The organism is Citrobacter freundii complex sp. 2024EL-00216, assembly GCF_043945515.1.
In the GTDB taxonomy this organism is placed as follows: domain Bacteria; phylum Pseudomonadota; class Gammaproteobacteria; order Enterobacterales; family Enterobacteriaceae; genus Citrobacter; species Citrobacter portucalensis.
On record NZ_JBIMRA010000017.1, the window covers coordinates 1 to 23,277 of the forward strand.

Consider the following 23,277-nt stretch of genomic DNA (forward strand, 5'->3'; position numbering starts at 1 on the left):
TGAGGCAGCACCTGGCACGGCTGGGACGGAAGTCGCTGTCGTTCTCAAAATCGGTGGAGCTGCATGACAAAGTCATCGGGCATTATCTGAACATAAAACACTATCAATAAGTTGGAGTCATTACCCCTACGGCCATTTGGTTGGTGACGTGGTATTGCGGGCTCTGGCATCAAATTTATTGTCATGGACGCGATATGATGAGGCGGCGTACCGCTACGGTGGAGAAGAGTTCATTATCATCATCAGAACAAAAACGGACGAGCAGGCATGCAAGGCGGGTTTGCGACTTTGTCGTCTGATTGGTCAGAAAAAAATTCCCTACACTGAGGGAGAGATCGGTATCACGGTGACGGCAGGCATAACCCGGGTTCAACAGGGTGAAACGCTGGATACCGCGCTTGGTCGGGCCGACAGGGCGATGTATCAGGGGAAACAGACCGGCAGGAATCGCTGCATGTTTATAGATGAAAATGAGCAAATTGCGTTGGTGGACACCAATGACGGAACCTCGTATCCCCTCAGTGCGTGAGTTTTCGAAAAATGCTTTGAGGTAGTTGCGTTTCGTTTAACTTTCATTGGGGTTGTCGGTGATAGGTTAGCTGACTATCCGTTATCTTCGCAGGGAATTGCCAGATAGCGTATAAAAGCAAAACACAAATCTATCCATGCAAGCATTTACCGCTGGTTTATCCGGCGGTTTTTTTTATCTGTAAATCAGGAAAAAGGCACAGCGAGTGCGATTCAGGTAAAAAAATGGCCCCTTGTGCAGCTACGCTACAAGGGGCCGGGTCGGTGCAGGACTATCTCCGTTCATCAATCATCCCATCTGTGGCTAAAATACGCGGCCAGGAAACCGGAAAATAAAATAATTCCCAGAACAGCCATAAAAATATTCATATTACCCAGCATAGTAAATGCTCCTTTATCTGTGAGTTTCCTCTCTTACCTTAAGTTCACCTCGCTTATGACTATAGTAGCAATTCAATCTTAAACAAAGGCTGAACTGTGTGATTATTTCGACTGAAAAGTAAATTTTTGACATGATCACGTCGAATAAAATAAATAATAGTGACGAGACACATTTATCTGCGTACAAATAACCCTGTTTTTAAACCCTGAGACGCTGTTATGACGGTGTGCTGCTGATACAGATTGTTGCACGTTTATAATGCAGAGTTGTCTCATGGTGGTTCAATTTTTCGTGTGATTAATCCTTTTGGCGGGAAAATGTAATACTGATCTATGTGCGCGAGATGCTAATTTGTTGATTTTATATGAGGTTTTAATATCTGGCATCGTTTTTGCCTTATCACTTCTGAACACCCTTAATTTGCACCGTTTTGTCTGCCCGGCTGCACCGGAGCTTTCAGCAAGTCTAATTTCAGGAGTGAAACTATGCAGCGTCGTACATTTTTAAAAGCTTTTGCACTTTCTGCCTCTGTTGTCGCAATGGGCGTGAGTTTTAGCGTTCAGGCAGCCGACACCATTAAGGTTGGCATCATGCATTCGTTATCCGGCACGATGGCCATATCCGAAACGCCGCTAAAAGATGTGGCGTTGATGACCATCGATGAAATAAATGCTCAGGGCGGTGTGTTGGGTAAAAAGCTGGAACCGGTGGTGGTTGACCCGGCCTCGAACTGGCCGTTATTTGCTGAAAAAGCAAGACAACTGCTGAGTCAGGACAAGGTGGCGGCAGTTTTCGGCTGCTGGACATCGGTGTCGCGTAAATCGGTTCTACCGGTATTTGAAGAGTTAAACGGTCTGCTGTTTTACCCGGTGCAATACGAAGGTGAGGAGATGTCGCCTAACGTCTTCTATACCGGCGCAGCCCCCAATCAGCAGGCGATCCCTGCGGTTGAGTATCTGATGAGTGAGGACGGCGGTAGCGCGAAACGCTTCTTCCTGCTTGGCACGGATTATGTTTATCCGCGCACGACCAACAAAATTTTACGCGCCTTTTTGCACTCAAAAGGGGTCGCCGATAAAGACATCGAAGAGGTGTACACTCCATTCGGACACAGCGATTACCAGACCATTGTCGCCAGTATTAAAAAATTCGCCGCAGGGGGAAAAACGGCGGTGGTATCAACCATCAATGGGGATTCTAACGTACCGTTCTATAAAGAGTTAGCGAATCAGGGGCTGAAAGCCACCGATGTGCCGGTGGTGGCTTTTTCCGTGGGTGAGGAGGAGCTACGCGGTATTGATACCAAACCGCTGGTGGGCAACCTTGCCGCCTGGAACTACTTTGAGTCCGTCGATAATGCGGCCAACAAAAAGTTTGTCGCTGATTACCGGGCGTATGCCAAAGCGCACAAATTACCGAATGCTGATTCGGTGGTGACGAACGACCCAATGGAAGCCACATATGTTGGCCTGCATATGTGGGCGCAGGCGGTAGAAAAAGCCGGAACTACCGATGTGGATAAAGTTCGTGCTGCTATGGCGGGGCAATCCTTCGCTGCGCCATCAGGTTTTACCCTGACCATGGATGCGACCAACCATCACCTGCATAAACCCGTCATGATTGGCGAGATTGAAGGCAACGGCCAGTTTAACGTGGTGTGGCAAACCGATGAGCCGGTCCGCGCCCAGCCGTGGAGTCCGTACATCGCTGGTAATGATAAAAAATCTGAACAGCCTGTGAAAACCGCCAGCAACTGATCTAACGCCCTCCTGCGGGAGGGTAATGCTTTGGAGAACGCTCATGAAAGCTATGCGCTTTATTCGTGGTGTGTTGTTGCTGATGTGGTTTTTGCCGTGGATAGCCCAGGCCGCAGATGCTGATACCTTTACCGCCGCCAACCGTGCTCAGCAGGCCGCCTTGCTTGAACAATGGGCGGTGAATCCTGACGTTCAGCGCATCCCTCTGCTCAGCGCACTGCGAGATGAGAACCTGCTGACCGATAACACGAAAAATGCCTTCATCATGAACGGCTCGCACGTACAGCCGTTAGGAACAGCGATAGCCCCAAACGGCGAGCTAAAAAAAATTCGCCTGACTAACCGCCTGCGTAATCTGGTAGCCGGAGCGTTGGCTGTCCATCAGCTTTTAAGTGACAGTGTCACGGTAAGGGGGGAGGCAGCTCGTACATTACAGCGTGAGGCGCAGCCGGACATGCTGCCGTTTTTACAACAACGACTGGCTCAGGAGTCAGATGGTGATGTGAAATCCGCACTCGCTATTGTACTGGCAAATCTGCAATTGGGTAGCACCTCGCCGGAAGTCAGGCTTCAGGCAATCGAACTATTAGGGGAGTCAAATGATCCTGAAACTCAGGCGCGCCTGCAGCCATTCACCAGGGCTGAACATGAACCCAATGCCCGAGTGCGTGCTGCCGCTGACGAAAGTCTGAATTCCATCTCGCATCGCATGAAGGTTGGGGATCTTCTTGGGCAGGCTTTCATGGGACTGTCACTGGGTTCTATTTTGCTGCTTGCGGCATTGGGTCTGGCGATAACCTATGGATTACTCGGCGTCATCAATATGGCGCATGGCGAGATGTTAATGCTCGGGGCGTACTGTACCTGGATGGTGCAACAGCTGATGGGGCAGTTTTTCCCGCACGGGTTAGCCTGGTATCCGGTTATTGCACTTCCGGTCGCCTTTTTGCTGACTGCGGCAGTAGGAATGCTGCTCGAGCGTGGGGTGATACGCCATTTATATGGCCGTCCGCTTGAAACGCTACTGGCGACCTGGGGTATCAGCCTGATGCTCATCCAGTTGGTGCGTATGACTTTCGGCGCGCAAAACCTGGAAGTCGCCAATCCGGCATGGCTTTCCGGCGGCATTCAGGTTTATGCCAATCTGATATTGCCGTGGAACCGAATAGTGGTGCTTGGCTTTGCCATGCTGGTGCTGTTCTTCACCTGGCTGCTGTTGAATAAAACGCGCCTCGGGCTGCGCGTGCGTGCCGTGACGCAAAATCGCAATATGGCGGCCTGCTGCGGCGTACCTACCGGACGAGTCGATATGCTGGCCTTTGGCCTTGGTTCAGGAATTGCCGGACTGGGAGGTGTGGCGCTCTCGCAACTAGGTAACGTAGGACCGGAGCTGGGGCAAAGCTACATTATCGATTCGTTTTTGGTGGTGGTACTGGGCGGCGTTGGACAGCTTGCCGGGAGCGTGGCTGCAGCCTTTGGGCTGGGGATCTTCAATAAAATTCTGGAGCCTCAGGTGGGGGCGGTTCTTGGCAAAATCATGATCCTGGTGTTGATCATTCTGTTTATTCAGAAACGACCTCAGGGACTGTTCGCGCTGAAAGGGAGGGTTATTGACTGATGACGATGCCAATGACAATAACGCTGGCGCGTAAAGCGCCGCGTACAACACGCGTGCTGGGTCTGGGCTTACTGCTGGCGTTGATTATTCTGCCGTTTCTTGCGCTGTTACCTGCGGAGCATCCGCTGGCCATATCGGTGTGGACGTTGACGCTGGCCGGGAAAATTCTCTGCTATGCCATTGTGGCCGTTGCGCTGGATCTGGTGTGGGGTTATGCCGGAATGCTCTCTCTGGGACACGGTATCTTCTTCGCGCTGGGGGGCTATGCGATGGGAATGTACCTGATGCGCCAGGCTTCCGGCGAAGGATTACCGGCCTTTATGTCGTTCCTGTCGTGGAGCGAGCTGCCCTGGTTTTGGTGGGGGACGCAACATTTTCTCTGGGCGATGCTGCTGGTTGTTCTGGTGCCGGGCCTGCTGGCCCTGGTATTTGGTTGGTTTGCCTTCCGTTCAAAAATCAAAGGTGTCTATTTCTCCATCATGACCCAGGCCCTGACTTTCGCCGGAATGCTGCTGTTTTTCCGCAATGAAACCGGCTTTGGTGGAAATAACGGTTTTACCGGTTTTACCACCATTCTGGGGTTTCCGGTGACCGCGACGTCCACCAGGATCGCGCTGTTTCTGGCGACGGTTATGCTACTGGTGCTGGCAATATGGCTGGGACTTGCGCTGGCCCGCAGTAAGTTTGGTCGTATTCTGACCGCCGTGCGCGACGCCGAGAACCGTTTGATGTTCTGTGGTTACGATCCGAAAGGTTTCAAGTTACTGGTGTGGACGCTTTCCGCTGTGCTGTGCGGCCTGGCCGGGGCGCTTTATGTCCCGCAGGTAGGGATTATCAACCCCAGCGAAATGTCGCCGACCAACTCGATTGAAGCGGCGATTTGGGTTGCTCTCGGCGGACGTGGAACCCTGATCGGCCCGGTATTTGGCGCTGTACTGGTGAACGGTGCTAAAAGCCTGTTTACCGTCATTATGCCGGAATACTGGCAGTTGTTTCTTGGCCTGATCTTTATTGGCGTTACGCTTTTTTTACCCCGTGGTGTGATTGGCCTGTTTCGCAAAGGAGACAAATAATGCAGCCGGATGAAGGACTTTTTACTCGCCAGATGCCTGGCGATCGGTTTCGCGAACAAACGGACCCGGTACTCCAACTGGAAAAAATTAACGTTAATTTCGACGGATTCCAGGCGTTAACGGATCTCTCGCTCAATATTGGCGTCGGGGAGCTGCGCTGTATTATTGGCCCCAACGGCGCCGGGAAGACGACGTTAATGGATGTCATAACCGGTAAAACCAGACCGCAAAGTGGTTGTGCGATATACGATCAGTCGACCGATTTAACAACGCTCGATCCCATTGCCATCGCGCGTCAGGGGATTGGACGGAAATTTCAAAAGCCCACGGTATTTGAAGCATTAACGGTGGAAGAGAACCTGGAGCTGGCGCTGAAAAATGATAAATCTGTCTGGGGGGCTCTACGGGCACGACTCTCAGGCGAACAACGGGATCGTATTGATGAAGTACTGGCGCTGTTGCGGCTGGGTAATGAGCGGGCCCGCCGCGCCGGTCTGCTTTCGCATGGGCAAAAACAGTTTCTCGAAATTGGCATGCTGCTGGTGCAGGAGCCGCATTTACTGCTACTGGATGAACCCGCGGCGGGGATGACGGATGCGGAAACGGAATACACGGCGGAGCTGTTTCGCCAGCTTGCCGGTAAGCACTCTCTGATGGTTGTTGAGCACGATATGGGATTTGTTGAAACCATTGCCGATCGCGTCACAGTATTACATCAGGGACGTGTCCTCGCTCAGGGGAGTCTTCGCGATGTGCAGGCCAACGAGCAGGTTATTGAAGTTTATCTCGGGCGTTAAGGAGTTTACATGCTGCAGGTGAAAGAACTGAATCAATATTATGGTGGCAGCCATATTCTGCGCGGGGTGAGCTTTGAAGCGCGTATCGGTGAGGTGACATGCTTGCTGGGGCGTAACGGCGTGGGGAAAACAACACTACTAAAGTGTCTGATGGGGCTTATTCCGGCCCGTAGCGGAAGCGTGCTCTGGCAGGATAAAAATGTCACTCACTGGAAGCCGCATCAGCGGGTCAGGTCCGGTGTGGCGTATGTCCCACAGGGGCGTGATATTTTTCCGCGTTTGACGGTCGAAGAGAATCTGCTGCTCGGTCTTTCCCGTTTTTCAGCACCGGAGGCCCGGCATGTGCCTGATGATATTTACGCGCTCTTTCCTGTTTTACAGGAGATGAAGCATCGGCGTGGCGGAGACTTGTCCGGCGGGCAACAGCAGCAACTGGCCATTGGACGAGCGCTGGCAAGTCGCCCACAGTTGTTGATTCTTGATGAGCCAACGGAAGGGATCCAGCCGTCGGTGATTAAAGAGATTGGTCAGGTGATTTCTCAACTGGCGCACCGGGGGGATATGGCTATATTGCTGGTGGAGCAATTCTACGATTTTGCGCAGCAGCTGGCCGACAAATACCTGCTCATGTCGCGGGGCAGCATTATTCAAAGCGGCGATGGTAAAAATATGGAGGCCGAGGGCGTTCGGGGACTGGTTGCAATCTGAGGTATGCGACAGAGCGGCTTCGGCTCTGTCGCTATACTCATCAGCAGACCACCGTCTGCCCCCAGGGCTTGGCGCGCATGCCTTTTATCATGAGCGCCCAGGCAAGAACGATCGCCACTATCAGCGCGACAAACAGCGACCATGGCGGCAATGTGGTTAAAATGACGCCGCTGACTAATGGGTTAACCGCTGCGCCAAGCCAGCCCAACGACTGGGCGGAAAAATAGCTGGCTTTCATGCCTGCTGGCGCGATGTTGTCGATAAGCATGTATTCACCCGGCGCGTAAATGACTTCGCCGATAGTGAAAAAGGCAGCAGAAATTCCCCATAACAACAGACTGTTGCCGGAGAAAGCGAAACCGACCAGGCCAACGACAAAGAAGACTGTACCCACTGTCATCAACGGGCGGATATTCGTGGCGGTGAGCCTGCGGCCAAGTGCGTATTGCAGTGATACTACGATGGCGGCGTTAACGGGCAGGACGACTGCTACCACTTTCTCGGCAAAATCGCCATCCGCTACCACCATAACGTATTGCGAAATACAGGACGCAAAAGCACCGCCAACAAACGATGCCAGAAAGGCCGATAACGTAAACCAAAATAATGCCCGGTCGCGCAGGAGTACCGAAGGGGACCACACCGCGGCGTTTAAACCTTCTGATGGTGCTGTCGAACGTTTTACCCAGGTCTGGATAAACACCAGTGGCAATGCTGAACAGGCGGCAGCCAGCCAGAATGGCAGGTTAATGCTTTGCATCACCAGTAGAGTGCCCAGCGGTGGACCAACGGTCCAGCCAATATTCAGCACGGTATAGTTAAGCGAGAAAATTTTAGTCTTGTTGGTGGCAGACAGATTATCGGCAAACCAGGCCTTCAGCACCGTGGCGAAGACGGAGTAGGCACAGTTGATCAGGGCAAAGAGTAAAACCACTACCGCCACGTTATGCACCAGCGGGATTGCAATAAAGCCAGAAGCAAAGCCACAAATTGCTAGCAGCATATAGCGTTTTTTATCGAACTTGTCGGCCAGAATACCAAAGCCAAGGCTGAACACCACGCCAATGGTCAGCGCGACCGTCATCGCATAGCCGATCAGGTCAACGCTCAGATGATACTGCCGACTGAGGTAAATCGTCATAAATGGCAGAGTGGCGCCACGGCCAATTGTTAATAACAAAGATGACGCGAGTAACGCGAGAGTGGACCTTCTCAAGGAGATATTCATTTGCCTGCCCGACAATGCATGTTGTTATGTTTTTTTTAGATATAAGAAACAAATAGCATGTCAAAACTGTGATGTACACTCAATAAGTTGTCCGAAAATGCCTTGCGTGGCCTACCTGAAATAATGATCTGTTACGGCACAACGATTTCCGTTACTTTAACTTGTTTACAAAAATTTAATATTTGCAGGGGCGGTGGTATGTCGCGTAAAGACGGGTTGTTAGCGTTACTGGTTGTCGTGGTTTGGGGACTGAACTTTGTCGTTATTAAAGTGGGTCTGCACAATATGCCACCGCTAATGTTGGCGGGATTACGTTTTTTACTGGTGGCGTTTCCGGCAATACTCTTTGTTGCCAGGCCGAAAATCCCACTTTCGTTATTGCTCGGCTATGGCCTGACCATCAGTTTTGGGCAGTTCGCATTTCTCTTTAGCGCTATCAAATTCGGTATGCCTGCAGGGTTAGCTTCTCTGGTATTGCAGGCTCAGGCGTTTTTTACCATTGTTCTGGGCGCATTTGCTTTCGGTGAGCGCCTGCAGGGTAAACAATTGGTAGGGATTGCGCTGGCGGTATTTGGCGTGCTGGTACTGATTGAGGCCAGTCTGAACGGTCAGCATGTTGGCATGCTCGGTTTTATGCTGACGCTAGCGGCGGCGCTAAGCTGGGCCTGCGGCAATATCTTTAACAAAAAAATCATGCAGCATACCTCGCGCCCAGCCGTTATGTCGTTGGTGGTATGGAGCGCGTTAATCCCTATTGCTCCGTTCTTCCTTGCTTCATTAATTCTCGATGGTCCAACGCAAATGATCCACAGTCTGGTGGAGATAGATATGACCACCATTCTTTCACTGGTTTATCTGGCGTTTGTGGCGACCATTGTGGGTTACGGTATCTGGGGTTCGTTACTCGGACGCTATGAAACCTGGCGTGTCGCGCCGTTGTCGCTGTTGGTGCCGGTCGTTGGACTGGCGAGTGCGGCCGTGCTGCTGGATGAAACGCTGACCGGATTGCAACTGCTCGGTGCGCTACTGATCATGGCAGGGTTGTATATCAATGTGTTTGGCTTTCGGTTGCGTAAGGTTGCGTCGGTGAGGGGCTAAAAAAAGCCCCGCAGTGGCGGGGCAATATAATTACAGGTTGCGCATATTGTAATAAGGCACACCTAATTCGTCGGACTTGTCGCTGCCTGCACCCATATGATTAAAATCGAACGGGGACTGATCGTGCGCAGGGGGCATAATCATCGCGTCGCGACTGTTCTGGGTGGCAGGTTGCGCGGTCTGTTCCGCCATGCTCTGGCCCGAAATAACAAACATCAGGGCCAGCATTGCATAAGACAGAAGTTTCATGATTTCCTCGGTTACGTCGTTAACTGGCGATTAGCAATTACATTGATTGAGTGGAAGCAAATAGCGTGATTCGCCGTGCATATTCGTCATACGGTACTTATGCGGCGGAACATCAAAATAGTTTTTGAATGTCCGGGTCAGCGTCTGCTGAGACTCAAAACCGTAACGCTCTGCCAGATAAAGAATGGGCTCGTTACTCTCTTTTAATTTTTGCGCTATTTCAGTCATTTTACGGCTGCGAATGTATTGACCCAGTGAATGACCGGTTTCTTTTTTAAACATCCGTTGCAGGTGCCATTTGGAGTAACCTGAACGCTCAGACACTTTTTCCAGCGAGAGCGGCGATTCAAGGTTATTTTCGATCCAGTCCAAAATGCTATGAATAGTGATTGTGTCAGTATTGCGTCTGGACATCGTCATACCTCTTTCTGTTTACGGCAGGATTCTCTTAAGCAAGTGCTCAAGTGTGGCTACTTCATCCGCCGTTAAGTTTTTTGTTAGTTCCTGGTGCAGGTCTTGCCCTACTAATTGATGACACTGCTCGCAAATTGCTGCGCCATGCTCAGTGAGTTTCACCAGCACGCCACGCTTGTCATGTGGATTCGGAAGCCTTTCGATCCAGCCTTTACAGGCCAGTCTGTCCAGCATCCGCGTCAGGGCGCCAAGGTCGACAGACAGCACTTTTTTCAATTCGACAGGGGTGATGCACACCGCGCAACGGATGGAGCAGAGCACCTTGAACTGCGATGCCGTGATATCCAGCGGTGACAGATAGTCGTTTAGCAAACGATCTTTTTTCTGATTAACCATATAGATCAAACGACCCAGTGGGATGATTTCGTTAAACAGATCACTGGTGTTTTTCACAATGGTTGCCCTGGCAAGTAGTTAGTCACGGCTGATATTATTGCTTAGGCAAATATAAGTCAAATGAATGAGTCAGCAAATGCCACGTTTTGTTAAATCATCGGACTCAACATCCGATGAGTGAAATTTTAACGATCTGATAATTATGGTTTATACGCGTGGATGAAAAATGAATCCTTACATCGCGAAAATGGCTTATCTCGCGGATTTCACCGTATACTTGCCGTTGACGATTAACGCACAGGAAAGATGACATTATGATGGACTTGTTTAAAGCGATAGGACTTGGGCTGGTAGTCCTGTTACCGTTGGCAAACCCGTTAACCACCGTAGCGTTGTTCCTTGGCCTTGCCGGCAATATGAACAGCGCAGAGCGTAACCGTCAGTCACTCATGGCGTCCGTTTACGTGTTTGCCATCATGATGGTGGCGTACTATGCCGGGCAACTTGTGATGAATACCTTCGGGATTTCGATTCCCGGACTACGTATTGCGGGTGGGTTAATCGTTGCGTTTATCGGCTTCCGGATGCTGTTTCCGCAGCTGAAGGCGCATGATTCTCCGGAAGCGAGAAGCAAGTCAGAAGAGCTGGAAGACGAGCCGACTGCCAATATCGCCTTTGTACCGCTGGCTATGCCAAGCACTGCCGGTCCGGGAACGATTGCGATGATCATCAGTTCCGCGTCAACCGTGCGTCATGGTTCCGAATTTCCGGACTGGGTGATCATGGTTGCACCGCCGATTATTTTTGCGGTTGTTGGGATTATCCTGTGGGGCTGTTTGCGCAGTTCCGGGGGGATCATGCGCCTCGTCGGCAAAGGTGGTATCGAAGCGATTTCTCGTTTGATGGGCTTCTTACTGGTGTGTATGGGCGTGCAGTTTATTATTAACGGCGTGCTGGAAATTATTAAAACCTACGCTTAGAACGCTGTGCCCGGTAATCGTTAATGTCTACCGGGCACATTTTTCACGAATGCTGAGGCTGTTCTTCCAACGATACCGGCCATTTACGAAAGATAATCACCGACCATATCAACGCGGCAACGGCAGGCACTGCTCCGACGTAACCAATTGTAGACATCGACCAGTGTAAACTCACCTGATTGCCTACCAGCGCACCAGCGCCAATACCGATATTAAAGATACCTGAGAATAGTGCCATTGCGACGTCAGTCGCATCCGGAGCAAGCGCCAGCACTTTCACCTGCATTCCCAGACCTATCAGCATGATGGCGACGCCCCAGAAAATACTCAGGACAGCAAGGTGCATTTCGCTGTCAGCAGCGGGAAGTAACAGCACCAAACATACCGTCAACAGGGCAATGGCACTGCTAATCAGCACTGACGCATGCAGATTCCCCAGCTTACCGAAAATGACGCTACCGACAATTCCCGCGCCACCCAGAACCAGCAACAGCACGGTAGCAAAGTTTGCGCTCAGACCCGCGACGGTCTGCACAAACGGCTCGATATAGCTGTAGGCCGTGTAATGTGCGGTGACCACAATCACCGTCAGTAGATACAGACTCATCAATGCCGGACGATGGAATAACACCGGCAGGCTTTTTAAAGAGCCGGAGTGCTCACTGGGTAGTTTGGGCAGGAGCTTTATCAGGCAAAGCAAGGTAACTAACGCCCCCATACCGATGGCGAAGAAGGTTGTGCGCCAGCCAAAATACTGACCGACGATACGCCCGATTGGCAGCCCCAACACCATCGCCAGTGCGGTGCCAGTGGCAATCAGGCTGAGAGCCTGTGCACGTTTACCGGCAGGGGCCAGGCGGATCGCCAGCGATGCGGTAATCGACCAGAAAATAGCGTGCGCAAAAGCAATACCAATACGGCTAATTACCAGCACGGTAAAATTCCATGCCAGGAAAGAGAGCACATGGCTGGCGATAAACACAACAAACAGACAGATCAGCAGTTTTCGGCGCTCCACCTGACTGGTAAGTAACATAAAAGGGAGCGACATCAGGGCGACAACCCAGGCGTAGATCGTCAGCATGATCCCGACCTGAGCGGTCTGCATATTGAAGCTTTGTGCGATGTCGGACAGCAAGCCGACAGGGACAAACTCGGTGGTATTGAAAATAAAACCGGCAATGGCAAGCGTAACTACCCGTAGCCACGCGACCTTGCGGGAAACAGTGTCTGTTGTCATATCAAATAAGAGGATTAGCTGCGAAAAGGTAAGGCCACGATCTTAAAACGTTTGCTGGCGAAAATACAATCATTTTGTGATATGGATCTCATTTCATTGGCAGGGCGCCACAATGTGCTGCCGAACATTCCTCGGATTTTTAAGTATTTCAATAATAATGAAATTCCGGGCGTATGACTTCACCCGGATTTACAGGTATTCATGTTCTTTGAGGATTGCCAGTTACTCCGGGCTCTGTGATAACTGAGGGTTCAACACCTCAATAAACGCTTCCAGCTGACGTGTCATTGCACCTCTGCGCCAGACCAGCCATGTATTCAGCCAGCGCCAGTTCTCGCTTAGCGGCCAGGCGTTGACCTGATGATGCCCTGGCATACTCTCCAGCATCGATCGCGGGATTAGTGCGATACCCGCGCCGGCAATGACGCAGGCCAGCATGCCATGATATGACTCCATTTCATGAATGGTGCCGGGCATGGCGCGATCGGCATGAAACCAGCTTTCAAAATGGCGGCGATAGGAACAGTTGGCGCGAAAGGCGTAAATACTGCAACCGTTGACGTCGCTGGCCCGCTGAATGGGGGGATGGCCGTGCGGCGTCACGATCATCATCTCTTCACGGTAGACCGGCATTCCTTCAAGTCCCGGATGGGTAATCGGGCCATCGACAAAGGCCGCGTTCAATGTACCGTCGAGTACGCCGTCCAGCATTGTGCCTGAAGGACCTGTCGCCAGCGCGAACTGAATTTTGGGGTAACGCTGGTTATATTCAGCCAGCGTGGCGGGGATGCGTACTGCTGCTGTACTTTCAAGCGAGCCGAGAGAGAAGAGTCCTTGTGGCTCATCCCCGGCGACGACCATCCTGGCTTCCTCAACCAGTGCCAGGATCCGCTGGCTGTAGCGCAAAAAGTTGTGCCCGGATGGGGAAAGCCGCAGGCGCTGGTTTTCACGAATAAACAGATCAACGCCCAGGTCGGCTTCAAGCTGACGTATACGGGTGGTGAGATTGGATGGCACGCGATGCACTTTCGCGGCGGCCTGTGTAATACTGCCAGTCTCCGCGACGGCATTGAACATTTCCAGCTGCGTCAGATCCATAATCTTCTCTATTCGTGAATGGTATGGTTAATATTATTCATTTTTCAGAAAGAGTAAATATGCTCATGATATAACCATACCCTGCGATAAAAAGAGGCACTTATGACTATCACAGCAGCAACACATGCGATTTCCATTGACCCTGCCAGCGGTGAAAGGCTGACGGCGATGCCGTGGGCCAGCGCGGAAGAGATTGATCATGCGCTGAACCTTGCCGCGAATGGCTATAGCGAATGGAAACATACTTCCGTTGAGCACCGTGCGCAAACGCTGCGCCAGATCGGGCAAGCTCTGCGCCATCGTGCGGAAGAGATGGCGCGGTGTATCTCACGTGAAATGGGTAAACCCATTAAGCAGGCGCGTGCTGAAGTCGCCAAGTCAGCTGCATTGTGTGACTGGTACGCCGAGCATGGACCGGCGATGCTCAATCCGGAACCTACGCTGGTGGAGAATAATCAGGCGGTGATTGAATATCGTCCGGTAGGAACCATTCTGGCGATCATGCCGTGGAACTTCCCGCTCTGGCAGGTAATGCGAGGTGCCGTCCCGATTCTGTTGGCCGGAAATGGTTACCTGTTAAAGCATGCGCCTAACGTAACCGGCTGTGCTGCAATTATTGCGCAGGTTTTCGCTGATGCGGGTGTACCTGCGGGGGTTTACGGTTGGGTGAATGCCGATAACGCCGGGGTCAGTCAGATGATCAATGACCCGCGTATTACGGCGGTAACGGTGACAGGCAGTGTACGTGCCGGTGCGGCGATTGGCGCCCAGGCGGGTGCCGCGCTGAAAAAATGTGTGCTTGAACTGGGCGGCTCCGATCCGTTTATTGTCCTCAATGATGCTGACCTCGATCTGGCCGTTAAGGCAGCGGTCGCTGGGCGTTATCAGAACACCGGGCAGGTTTGTGCGGCAGCCAAGCGCTTTATTATCGAAGAAGGGATTGCGGCAGAATTTACTTCACGCTTTGTGGCCGCTGCGAGCGAGCTCAAAATGGGTGATCCGCTGAACGAAGAAAACGATCTGGGGCCGATGGCGCGATTTGATCTGCGTGATGAGCTGCACCAGCAGGTAGAAGCCACCCTTTCCGAAGGGGCACGGTTACTTCTCGGCGGGGAAAAAATTGCGGGTCAGGGCAATTACTATGCCGTGACGGTACTGGGCGATGTCACTCCAGAGATGACGGCGTTCCGCCAGGAGCTGTTTGGTCCGGTTGCGGCAATTACCGTGGCGAAGAATGCTGAACATGCCTTAGCGCTGGCGAATGACAGTGATTTCGGCTTATCCGCCACGGTGTTTACTGCAGATGAAGCGCTGGCGCAGAAGATGGCGTCACGCCTGGAGTGTGGTGGCGTATTTATCAATGGTTACAGCGCCAGCGATGCTCGCGTTGCGTTTGGTGGTGTGAAGAAAAGTGGCTTTGGCCGCGAACTTTCTCACTTTGGCCTGCATGAGTTTTGTAACGTGCAGACCGTCTGGAAAAACCGCCTTTGATGGTGTGGGTGCCTCCGCTGGGGGCACCTGTCTTATTTCTGCAATTTTTCTGTCATTTACTCTCCGTACACTCGCAGCTAACGCTTTGATACAGAAGAGTAATATGAACATAACGCAAATTTTCCATCGTCTAATACCCCGTCAGTTCGGTCTGTTAACCGGCATTTTTTGCATTATTGCGCTGTTCTCTGTTTTGCAGGTCGTGTCCTCCTTGATGCTCTCGGCCTCAGTCAGCGACGCACAGCATAATGAAGGGCGTAATCAACTCGCGCTTTTGCAGCAGGCAAAGGTCGATGAAGCGCGGGTGGCGTTATTATCTGCCAGCGATTTACTTAACCGTGCGGGAATTTATTTTATGCAGGATGCCGCCACCGGTTCGGACGGGAGTTGGCGTCCGTTAATGGAAGAGGCGTATCGGGCGCTGGCGCAGTCAAAAAGTGCATGGGATGCCTGGCGGGATATGAAGCCGCAGTCGGATCCGGATCTAACTGAGAGCTATCAGCGTTTTTATAGCGGTATTCAGGAGCAGGCGGATGGGCTGATGCAGTCAGGTTCCATTGATGCGTTTTTTGCCGTACCCGTGCAGGCCTTTCAGACAGACTTTAACGCTAATTACGCGCGCTTTCAGCAGGACAGTGGGCGACATGCGGAAGCTGGGCGTCAGCAGCTGTTGACCAGTCTTGAGCGTTTACAGAATCTATTTTTGTTTATTCCTCTGGTGCTGGTGGTTATCGCCTTTCTGGTCTGGCGTAGTATGTTCCGTTGGGTGATTATGCCGCTGCGACGGCTGATCGATCATATCGATATTTTAGCGGCGGGTGATCTTTCTCGGCCAGCCCCGCAGGTGAGTCAGTTTAATCGGGAAGTGACGCAATTAAGTTCGCGTATTGCTGCAATGCAGCTGGGGCTCTGCGCGCTGGTGCGGCAGGTGAATGATGCCACCACCGCAATGGTAGGAAATATCAACGAACTTGCGCAGAACAATAAACAGCTATACCAGCAGTCGGCAAAACAAAGTGAAGAGTTGAGCACTGTGACATCGCATATTTCGGTTCTGGAAACGCATGTTGAGGATAACAGTGGCTTTGCTGAACTGGCGAATCAACGCGCAGTGCAGGCGCGTGATATTGCGGCAGGTGGAGACCGAATGATGGCGACGGTAAATGCGTCAATGCAGGCGATTGTGACTCGCTCGGCTGAAATGCGAGGGATTACAACGCTTATCGACAACATTGCATTTCAGACAAATATCCTGGCTCTTAACGCGGCAATCGAGGCAGCACATGCCGGAGAGCAAGGGCGCGGGTTTGCCGTGGTTGCGAAAGAAGTTGGGCTGCTGGCGCGGAAAAGCGGTCAGTCTACGCAAAACATTCAGACACTGATTAAACACTCGTTACAGGGCATTGAAGAGGGCTTTCACGCGGTTAACGGACTGGATAAGAATTTGCAGCAGGTTATCGCACTGGTGGAAAACCTCGGCGCGTTACTGAACGACATTTCGACTGCAACGTTAAATCAGGGGAACAGTATTCACCAGTTAACCCGTCAGCTCCATGTCCTGAACGGCGAAGCCCGACAAACCAGTGATCTGGTGAATGCTGCATCTGATTCTTCCTTACAGCTTCACCATGAATCTAACCAGCTTATGCAGGCCGTGGCCAGATTCCGCCTTCCGGCCTGACGCTGCGTATTCAGCTCTGTTATACTCGCAGGCCTTTCATACCTGCGAGCAAGGAGCATGTTGTGGCCAGGGCCATGGACAATTCAATTTTAGAGACCATTGTGCAGCAGGTTCGTCCGCTGATTGGTCAGGGTAAAGTCGCTGACTACATTCCGGCATTAGCCTCCGTCGACGGTTCAAAACTGGGTATTGCTATCTGTACCGTTGATGGACAGCACTATCAGGCGGGAGATGCGCAAGAACGTTTTTCTATTCAGTCGATTTCAAAGGTGCTCAGTCTGGTCGTGGCGATGCGTCACTATCAGGAAGAGGAGATCTGGCAGCGCGTCGGCAAAGATCCTTCCGGTCATCCTTTTAACTCCCTGGTGCAGCTGGAAATGGAGCAGGGTATCCCTCGCAATCCCTTTATTAATGCCGGGGCGCTGGTGGTTTGCGATATGCTGCAAGGGCGTCTAAGCGCACCGCGTCAACGGATGCTGGAAGTGGTGCGGGCATTAAGCGGCGTGTCGGATATCGCCTATGATGCGACGGTCGCGCGATCGGAGTTTGAGCACTCGGCGCGTAACGCCGCTATTGCCTGGCTGATGAAATCCTTCGGCAATTTTCACCATGACGTGCCCACCGTTTTGCAGAACTATTTTCACTACTGCGCGCTGAAAATGAGCTGTGTGGAACTGGCGCGGACTTTTGTCTTTTTGGCAAATCAAGGGCATGCCTTTCATCTTGCTGAGCCAGTGGTCACTCCGATGCAGGCCCGGCAGATCAATGCGCTGATGGCGACCAGCGGCATGTATCAGAACGCAGGGGAATTTGCCTGGCGGGTCGGGCTTCCGGCGAAATCAGGTGTGGGTGGCGGCATCGTGGCGATCGTGCCACACGAGATGGCGATTGCTGTCTGGAGTCCGGAACTGGATCCGGCGGGAAATTCACTGGCCGGTATCGCCGTGCTGGAGCAATTAACACAACAGCTGGGGCGCTCGGTTTACTGATGAAAACGCTCGATCCTCTTTTTGTCCGGCTGGCGAAATCAACGTTTCGCTCGCGGTTTCGTCTTGGTCAGAAAGAAAGGCAGTATTGTCTGGATAAAGGGGCGCCAGTTATCGAGCAACATGCTGCGGATTTTATAGCTAAACGACTGGCACCTGCGTTTCCCGCCAATGATGGAAAACAGACTCCTATGCGTGGTCACCCGGTATTTATTGCTCAACATGCTACGGCGACGTGCTGTCGAGGGTGTCTGGCGAAATGGCATGATATACCTCAGGGTGTAGCGCTAAACGATGAACAGCAACGTTACGTTGTCACGGTTATTTACCACTGGTTAGTGCTCCAAATGAACAAGCCATAGATAACATTATCCTATGATATGCCCCCTTGAGTTGTGTAATTGTTAAAAGCAGTATGAAGGGGTCAATCTAAGGAGAAACCATGGCTTCCGGCAAACCCTGCTTTGTGCTGAGCGCGGCACAGATTCTGTCGAGAATCGACGAGCTCAGCGATGTTCTTGAACAGTGCGTCAATGACGGCGCCTCCATCAGTTTTATGCTGCCCTTTAATCGCGAAAAATCAGAGCCTTTCTGGATGAAGGTCGCGCAAAGTGTTTCTCGCGGAGAACGGATCGTTCTTGGTATGCAGAATGCGCAGGGGGGGCTTGTCGGTACCGTCCAACTCATTATCGATCAACCCGAAAATCAACCTCATCGTGCTGATGTCGCCAAACTGCTGGTTCACCCCTCAGCGCGACGCGGTGGCCTGGCCCGTGAATTGATGAACGAATTGGAAAGTTGCGCGCGTCAACAAGGTAAAACGCTGCTGGTGCTTGATACGGCGACGGGCAGTGGTGCGGAGTTGTTCTACCACAATTGTGGGTGGAAAAAGGTAGGGGTGATACCTGACTATGCCCAAATGCCCGATGGGATGCTGACCGGAACCACACTTTTCTATAAAACGCTCTAATTTGTCGCCGGGGATTGATCAAAACAGGGTTTCAATGTATTAAAGTTTGCTAACCTATTAGACCAATTCAATCAGGTTGTATGACTAATCATAAAGGGAACCCATTGTGCAAACACTAAATCGTCGCGATTTCCCCGGTGCTCAGTATCCTGAACGCATTATTCAGTTTGGTGAAGGAAACTTCCTGCGCGCCTTTGTAGACTGGCAGGTAGATCTGCTGAACGAGCATACCGATCTGAACGCTGGTGTGGTCATTGTTCGTCCTATCGAAAGTTCCTTCCCGCCATCGCTGAGTACGCAGGATGGCCTCTATACCACTATCATTCGTGGTTTGAATGAGAAGGGCGAGGCCGTCAGTGATGCCCGTCTAATTCGTTCAGTTAACCGTGAAATCAGCGTCTATAGCGAATACGATGAGTTCCTGAAGCTGGCGCATAATCCTGATATGCGTTTTGTGTTCTCTAACACCACGGAAGCAGGTATCAGTTACCACGCGGGCGATAAGTTTGACGACGCGCCAGCGGTTAGTTATCCGGCTAAACTGACGCGTCTGCTGTTCGAACGCTTCAGCTATTTTAACGGCGCATTGGATAAAGGCTGGATTATCATCCCTTGCGAACTGATTGATTATAACGGTGATGCGCTGCGTGAACTGGTTCTGCGCTACGCTCAGGAATGGGCGCTGCCGGAAGCGTTTATTCAGTGGCTGGATCAGGCCAATGCATTTTGCTCCACGCTGGTGGACCGTATTGTTACCGGCTATCCGCGTGATGAGGTAGCTAAGCTCGAAGCTGAACTGGGCTATCATGATGCTTTCCTCGATACCGCAGAACATTTCTATCTGTTTGTCATTCAGGGGCCGAAGTCATTAGCCGCAGAACTACGTCTGGATAAGTATCCGCTGAATGTCCTGATCGTGGATGACATCAAACCGTACAAAGAGCGCAAAGTGGCGATTCTCAACGGTGCTCACACCGCGCTGGTCCCTGTTGCCTGGCAGGCAGGGTTGGACACCGTGGGTGAGGCGATGAATGACGCTGAGATTTGTGCTTTCGTGGAGAAAGCGATCTATGAAGAGATCATTCCGGTACTGGATTTGCCACGTGATGAGTTAGCTTCTTTCGCCAGCGCGGTAACCGGTCGATTCTGCAACCCGTATATAAAACATCAGCTGCTGTCGATTGCCCTGAATGGCATGACCAAATTCCGCACCCGTATATTGCCGCAACTGCTGGCAGGGCAACAGGCCAGCGGTAAGCTGCCGGCGCGTTTGACGTTTGCGCTTGCCGCGTTAATTGCTTTTTATCGTGGAGAGCGCAACGGTGAGTCTTATCCGGTTCAGGATGATGCGCACTGGATAGAACGTTTTCAACAGCTGTGGTCCCAGCATCGCGATCGCCAGATAAGTACCGAAGCGTTGGTCAAATCTGTACTGGGTGTCAAAGAACACTGGGAACAAGATCTGACGCAGGTTTCTGGACTGGTGGAACAGGTCTCTGCCGATCTGGATACCATTCTGGCAAAAGGTATGCGTGAAGCCGTTAAGCCACTTTGCTAAGACGACTACCGACAACCCGGCTCAGGCCGGGTTTTTTCTGGATATACATTAGTTACAACATACTGTGTGTTTATATCATAAACCCGGTCTGTGACTTAGGTGCGGCTTCATTTTAAGCAGGGCAAAAGTTGTTGGGTTAATGTTGCGATTAACTTGCAACATTGATCGCTATCGCGTCTAATGTGACGGATTTCACATTTTCCCGAAGATAACCATGATCGTTCGTCCCCAACAACACTGGCTGCGCCTGATATTCGTCTGGCATGGTTCAGTATTATCTAAAATATTCTCACGGTTGCTGCTGAACTTCCTGCTCTCCATCGCCGTTATCATCATGTTGCCCTGGTATACGATGTTGGGTATTAAATTTACCCTGGCACCGTTCAGTATTCTGGGCGTGGCGATTGCTATCTTTTTAGGTTTTCGCAATAACGCCTGCTATTCACGTTATGTCGAAGCCAGACACCTGTGGGGACAGTTGATGATTGCTTCCCGATCGCTACTTCGCGAGGTGAAAACCACCTTACCGGATGACGCTGAACTGGGGCAGTTTGTTCGTCTGCAAATCGCATTTGCCCACTGTTTACGCATGACATTACGTCGAAACCCACAGGCAGAGCCGTTGGCGAAATATCTCAGCGAGAAAGATCTGCAGACGGTATTTGCCGCACAATCGCCAGCAAACCGCATTTTGTTGCTGATGGGGGAGTGGTTGGCCATACGCAGACGTGATGGACAGCTGTCCGATATATTATTTCATAGTTTAAACAACAGATTAAATGATATGTCGGCAGTACTGGCAGGTTGTGAGCGAATCGCGAATACACCAGTTCCGTTTGCTTATACTTTGATCCTTCATCGCACTGTTTATCTGTTTTGTATCATGCTGCCATTCGCGTTGGTGGTGGATCTTCACTACATGACGCCGTTTATTTCAGTGCTTATTTCCTATACTTTTATCTCGCTCGATGCGCTTGCGGAAGAGCTTGAAGATCCGTTTGGTACTGAGAACAATGATCTGCCGCTGGATGCGATTTGCAATGCAATCGAAATCGATTTACTGCAAATGAACGATGAAACTAATGTGCCAGCAAAACATATGCCGGATAAACATTACCAACTAACTTAGTTTCGTTCTGTTTCCCACCATGCTGGCCGCATATCAGAAAACGAATGAAACTCCGGCGCCAGATCTTCATCATTAGGATCGTCAAAAGCGCCGGCTAAAAGCGCAATGACCGGAGCGTCATCGATAGCGCCCACGGAACTACCGCACTGAGGGCAAAAAGCCCGACTGGTGGTTTCAGATGAGCGCCAGGTTGTCGGTTTTCCGGCTTTTCCCGTCCATTCTACATTTTCTGCATCAAACTCAATCCAGACGACGGTTGGGGCCCCCGTATGTTTCCGGCATATATCGCATGAGCAGGTATGGGAATTATTAGGACTGCTGGCAGTGAAGCGGATCGAGCCACACAGACACCCACCAATGTAGACTTTAGACATAACAACTCCCGTCAGAAACATGTGGCAAGACACTAGCAGATGCCAGACATAGCCACTAGATCCTTATGATAAAAAGGCGAGGGCGCGCATACTCGGTAGCCCAGTCCTGTGATCTGTCTGATGATAAACGCTTAACTATTGCGTCTGGCAACAATAAACAACCGCGGAAATGCCAGCAAAATATTGCCGTTTTCCTGCAACGGATATTGATCCTGAAGCAGTTCATGGTAGCGAGCCAGGTAATGACGCTGCTCGCTTTCGCTCAAATCCTGCAACCAGGGGCGTAGTCCCGTTGAGCTTACCCAGTCGATAATCGCCTGATGCGAATCCATAATGTGATAATACGTTGTACGCCAGATATCCACATCACAACCCGCTTCGGTCAAAATATCATAGTAGGCGTGAACGCCAGGAAGCGGAGCACGCCCCCGGTCGGGGTAATCTTGTTCATAAGCCACTTCGCGCATCAGTACATGCGTGGGCTCCAGCCAGTTATACGGCATTTGCACGGCCAGAACACCGTTGTGACTCAGTTGTGAGACCAAATGTGGGAATAATTCATAGTGATCGGGCACCCACTGTAACGACGCATTTGCATAAAGCAGATCCACGGGATGCTCGGGCTGAAACTGGCTAATATCCGCTTCGATAAAATGGCAGTCAGGTAATGCGTTGCGCGCTTCATTCAGCATAGCAGGTGAAGAATCGACACCTGTTGTCTTTGCCGTGGGCCAGCGCTGATGCAGCAATGCCGTACTGTTTCCCGGACCACAACCAAGATCAACAACTGAGCGGACATTTTCTAACGCCACACGGCTGAGTAATTCTGCTGCGGGTCTTGAACGTTCAGTTGCATATTGCAGATAAAGCGAAGGGTTCCAGTCGGCCATGTATAAATCTCCAGTATGAGAGGAAAAGTCGGAAAAGGACGGTATAAGACCTTGCCGATGAGCCACTTATTTTAGAAGATTATATGAAAATGAATGATAAGGGCAGGAATATGCTGGAAACATCAAGGTTGATATTACGACAGTGGGAGGCTAAAGACCGAGCCCCTTTTGCTGCACTCAATGCCGATTCTGACGTGATGCGTTTTTTCCCCGCGCCGCTACAGAAAGCTGAAAGCGATAACCTGGCCGATAGATTTAGTGAAGGTATTGCAGAACGCGGCTGGGGATTTTGGGCCGTAGAGCTAAAAGAAACACACCAGTTTGTGGGCTGTGTGGGGTTGCATCCACAACCTGATAAATTTCATTTTTCACCCTGTACCGAAATTGGCTGGCGCCTTGCTAAAGCATACTGGCACCAGGGTCTGGCGTTAGAAGCCGCGCAAGCGAGTCTTGCATTTGCTTTTGACGTACTGGCGCTAAATGAAGTCGTTTCATTTACTTCTGTGCTGAATAAACCGTCAGAGAATCTGATGATACGACTTGGTATGAATAAAACAGAAGAGTTCACGCATCCCGCGTTGCCGCCAGATCATCGATTGGCACAACATGTTCTGTATCGTCTTTGCCGATAA

General features: G+C 51.3%; 25 protein-coding genes and 1 pseudogene. 17 read left to right on the forward strand and 9 right to left on the reverse strand.

Annotated elements, in window-relative coordinates; all coding sequences use genetic code 11:
- Together ACHHZ7_RS18880 and ACHHZ7_RS18885 are read left to right on the forward strand one after the other, a co-directional pair.
- Positions 1-110, forward strand: a 110-nt coding sequence (locus tag ACHHZ7_RS18880) for an IS1 family transposase (RefSeq protein WP_019725171.1), incomplete at its 5' end; no start/stop codon positions are given.
- Positions 111-127: 17 nt separating this feature from the next.
- Positions 128-529 (forward strand): annotated as a pseudogene (locus ACHHZ7_RS18885) (diguanylate cyclase domain-containing protein); the annotation flags it as partial.
- Between the two features lie 284 nt (positions 530-813).
- Here ACHHZ7_RS18885 and mgtS read toward each other — a convergent pair.
- Entirely contained in the window at positions 814-909 is a 96-nt protein-coding gene (gene mgtS, locus ACHHZ7_RS18890; protein WP_003032406.1) for a protein MgtS, read from the reverse strand.
- A 486-nt stretch (positions 910-1,395) separates the two neighbouring features.
- Here mgtS and urtA point away from each other — a divergent pair, with 486 nt between their 5' ends.
- The 5 genes from urtA to urtE are packed head-to-tail and all read left to right on the forward strand — an operon-like array spanning position 1,396 to position 6,863.
- Positions 1,396-2,667 (forward strand): urea ABC transporter substrate-binding protein, encoded by a 1,272-nt coding sequence (urtA, locus tag ACHHZ7_RS18895; RefSeq protein WP_003832925.1) that lies wholly within the window; start codon positions 1,396-1,398, stop codon positions 2,665-2,667.
- A gap of 43 nt (positions 2,668-2,710) precedes the next feature.
- Positions 2,711-4,285: an urea ABC transporter permease subunit UrtB gene (gene urtB / locus ACHHZ7_RS18900; RefSeq protein ID WP_060682227.1), complete on the forward strand. Its 1,575-nt coding sequence runs from the start codon at positions 2,711-2,713 to the stop codon at positions 4,283-4,285.
- Positions 4,285-5,358, forward strand: a complete 1,074-nt coding sequence (gene urtC, locus ACHHZ7_RS18905; RefSeq protein WP_008784742.1) for an urea ABC transporter permease subunit UrtC — start codon at positions 4,285-4,287, stop codon at positions 5,356-5,358. The genes urtB and urtC overlap by 1 nt, the downstream gene beginning before the upstream one ends.
- Positions 5,358-6,155, forward strand: coding sequence for an urea ABC transporter ATP-binding protein UrtD (gene urtD, locus ACHHZ7_RS18910; protein ID WP_060682226.1), 798 nt, complete (start codon positions 5,358-5,360; stop codon positions 6,153-6,155). Before urtC ends, urtD begins: the two co-directional genes overlap by 1 nt.
- A 9-nt stretch (positions 6,156-6,164) precedes the next feature.
- Positions 6,165-6,863 carry an urea ABC transporter ATP-binding subunit UrtE gene (gene urtE, locus ACHHZ7_RS18915; RefSeq protein WP_060682225.1) on the forward strand — a complete coding sequence of 233 codons (699 nt, stop codon included), beginning with the start codon at positions 6,165-6,167 and terminating at the stop codon, positions 6,861-6,863.
- Between the two features lie 40 nt (positions 6,864-6,903).
- Here the strand turns inward: urtE and ydeE are convergent, their stop codons facing one another.
- Positions 6,904-8,091 (reverse strand): efflux MFS transporter YdeE, encoded by a 1,188-nt coding sequence (ydeE, locus tag ACHHZ7_RS18920; protein WP_060682224.1) that lies wholly within the window; start codon positions 8,089-8,091, stop codon positions 6,904-6,906.
- 198 nt (positions 8,092-8,289) lie between these two features.
- Here ydeE and eamA point away from each other — a divergent pair, with 198 nt between their 5' ends.
- A complete protein-coding gene (gene eamA, locus ACHHZ7_RS18925) occupies positions 8,290-9,189 on the forward strand; it encodes an O-acetylserine/cysteine exporter (RefSeq protein WP_032943417.1) in 900 nt (299 codons plus the stop codon).
- A gap of 30 nt (positions 9,190-9,219) precedes the next feature.
- On the opposite strand, the gene marB is transcribed toward eamA, so the two are convergent.
- Genes marB through marR form a run of 3 tightly spaced genes read right to left on the reverse strand, consistent with a single transcriptional unit; the run spans position 9,220 to position 10,305 of the window.
- Positions 9,220-9,438, reverse strand: coding sequence for a multiple antibiotic resistance protein MarB (gene marB / locus ACHHZ7_RS18930; RefSeq protein ID WP_008784747.1), 219 nt, complete (start codon positions 9,436-9,438; stop codon positions 9,220-9,222).
- A gap of 30 nt (positions 9,439-9,468) precedes the next feature.
- Positions 9,469-9,852 carry an MDR efflux pump AcrAB transcriptional activator MarA gene (gene marA, locus ACHHZ7_RS18935; protein WP_003032424.1) on the reverse strand — a complete coding sequence of 128 codons (384 nt, stop codon included), beginning with the start codon at positions 9,850-9,852 and terminating at the stop codon, positions 9,469-9,471.
- An 18-nt stretch (positions 9,853-9,870) separates the two neighbouring features.
- Positions 9,871-10,305 (reverse strand): multiple antibiotic resistance transcriptional regulator MarR, encoded by a 435-nt coding sequence (gene marR, locus ACHHZ7_RS18940; protein WP_003832935.1) that lies wholly within the window; start codon positions 10,303-10,305, stop codon positions 9,871-9,873.
- A gap of 257 nt (positions 10,306-10,562) precedes the next feature.
- Here marR and ACHHZ7_RS18945 point away from each other — a divergent pair, with 257 nt between their 5' ends.
- Positions 10,563-11,228, forward strand: coding sequence for a MarC family NAAT transporter (locus tag ACHHZ7_RS18945; protein WP_060682222.1), 666 nt, complete (start codon positions 10,563-10,565; stop codon positions 11,226-11,228).
- 43 nt (positions 11,229-11,271) lie between these two features.
- On the opposite strand, the gene ACHHZ7_RS18950 is transcribed toward ACHHZ7_RS18945, so the two are convergent.
- Entirely contained in the window at positions 11,272-12,468 is a 1,197-nt protein-coding gene (locus ACHHZ7_RS18950; RefSeq protein WP_032943422.1) for a sugar transporter, read from the reverse strand.
- Positions 12,469-12,690: 222 nt separating this feature from the next.
- Positions 12,691-13,566 (reverse strand): LysR family transcriptional regulator, encoded by an 876-nt coding sequence (locus ACHHZ7_RS18955; protein WP_048214206.1) that lies wholly within the window; start codon positions 13,564-13,566, stop codon positions 12,691-12,693.
- 102 nt (positions 13,567-13,668) lie between these two features.
- Between ACHHZ7_RS18955 and sad the strand changes: the two genes are divergently transcribed.
- From sad to ACHHZ7_RS18990, 7 genes are all read left to right on the forward strand, one after another.
- The gene (gene sad, locus ACHHZ7_RS18960) at positions 13,669-15,057 is read left to right on the forward strand and encodes a succinate-semialdehyde dehydrogenase (protein ID WP_060682221.1); all 1,389 of its coding nucleotides are present in this window, start codon (positions 13,669-13,671) and stop codon (positions 15,055-15,057) included.
- 103 nt (positions 15,058-15,160) lie between these two features.
- Positions 15,161-16,738 (forward strand): methyl-accepting chemotaxis protein, encoded by a 1,578-nt coding sequence (locus tag ACHHZ7_RS18965; protein WP_060682220.1) that lies wholly within the window; start codon positions 15,161-15,163, stop codon positions 16,736-16,738.
- Positions 16,739-16,800: 62 nt separating this feature from the next.
- The gene (gene glsB, locus ACHHZ7_RS18970; protein WP_003832944.1) at positions 16,801-17,727 is read left to right on the forward strand and encodes a glutaminase B; all 927 of its coding nucleotides are present in this window, start codon (positions 16,801-16,803) and stop codon (positions 17,725-17,727) included.
- Positions 17,727-18,086 carry a DUF4186 domain-containing protein gene (locus ACHHZ7_RS18975; RefSeq protein ID WP_060682219.1) on the forward strand — a complete coding sequence of 120 codons (360 nt, stop codon included), beginning with the start codon at positions 17,727-17,729 and terminating at the stop codon, positions 18,084-18,086. The genes glsB and ACHHZ7_RS18975 overlap by 1 nt, the downstream gene beginning before the upstream one ends.
- A gap of 80 nt (positions 18,087-18,166) precedes the next feature.
- Complete coding sequence (locus ACHHZ7_RS18980; protein WP_060682218.1) at positions 18,167-18,694, forward strand: N-acetyltransferase; 528 nt, start codon at positions 18,167-18,169, stop codon at positions 18,692-18,694.
- A 106-nt stretch (positions 18,695-18,800) separates the two neighbouring features.
- A complete protein-coding gene (locus ACHHZ7_RS18985) occupies positions 18,801-20,252 on the forward strand; it encodes a tagaturonate reductase (RefSeq protein ID WP_008784755.1) in 1,452 nt (483 codons plus the stop codon).
- A 214-nt stretch (positions 20,253-20,466) separates the two neighbouring features.
- Complete coding sequence (locus tag ACHHZ7_RS18990) at positions 20,467-21,381, forward strand: bestrophin family protein (RefSeq protein WP_048235395.1); 915 nt, start codon at positions 20,467-20,469, stop codon at positions 21,379-21,381.
- Here the strand turns inward: ACHHZ7_RS18990 and ACHHZ7_RS18995 are convergent.
- Together ACHHZ7_RS18995 and tam are read right to left on the reverse strand one after the other, a co-directional pair.
- Positions 21,378-21,755, reverse strand: coding sequence for a GFA family protein (locus ACHHZ7_RS18995; RefSeq protein WP_003832953.1), 378 nt, complete (start codon positions 21,753-21,755; stop codon positions 21,378-21,380). The genes ACHHZ7_RS18990 and ACHHZ7_RS18995 overlap by 4 nt on opposite strands.
- A gap of 131 nt (positions 21,756-21,886) precedes the next feature.
- A complete protein-coding gene (tam, locus tag ACHHZ7_RS19000; protein WP_060682217.1) occupies positions 21,887-22,645 on the reverse strand; it encodes a trans-aconitate 2-methyltransferase in 759 nt (252 codons plus the stop codon).
- A 110-nt stretch (positions 22,646-22,755) separates the two neighbouring features.
- On the opposite strand from tam, the gene ACHHZ7_RS19005 reads away from it, so the two are divergent.
- The gene (locus ACHHZ7_RS19005) at positions 22,756-23,277 is read left to right on the forward strand and encodes a GNAT family N-acetyltransferase (RefSeq protein ID WP_048226507.1); all 522 of its coding nucleotides are present in this window, start codon (positions 22,756-22,758) and stop codon (positions 23,275-23,277) included.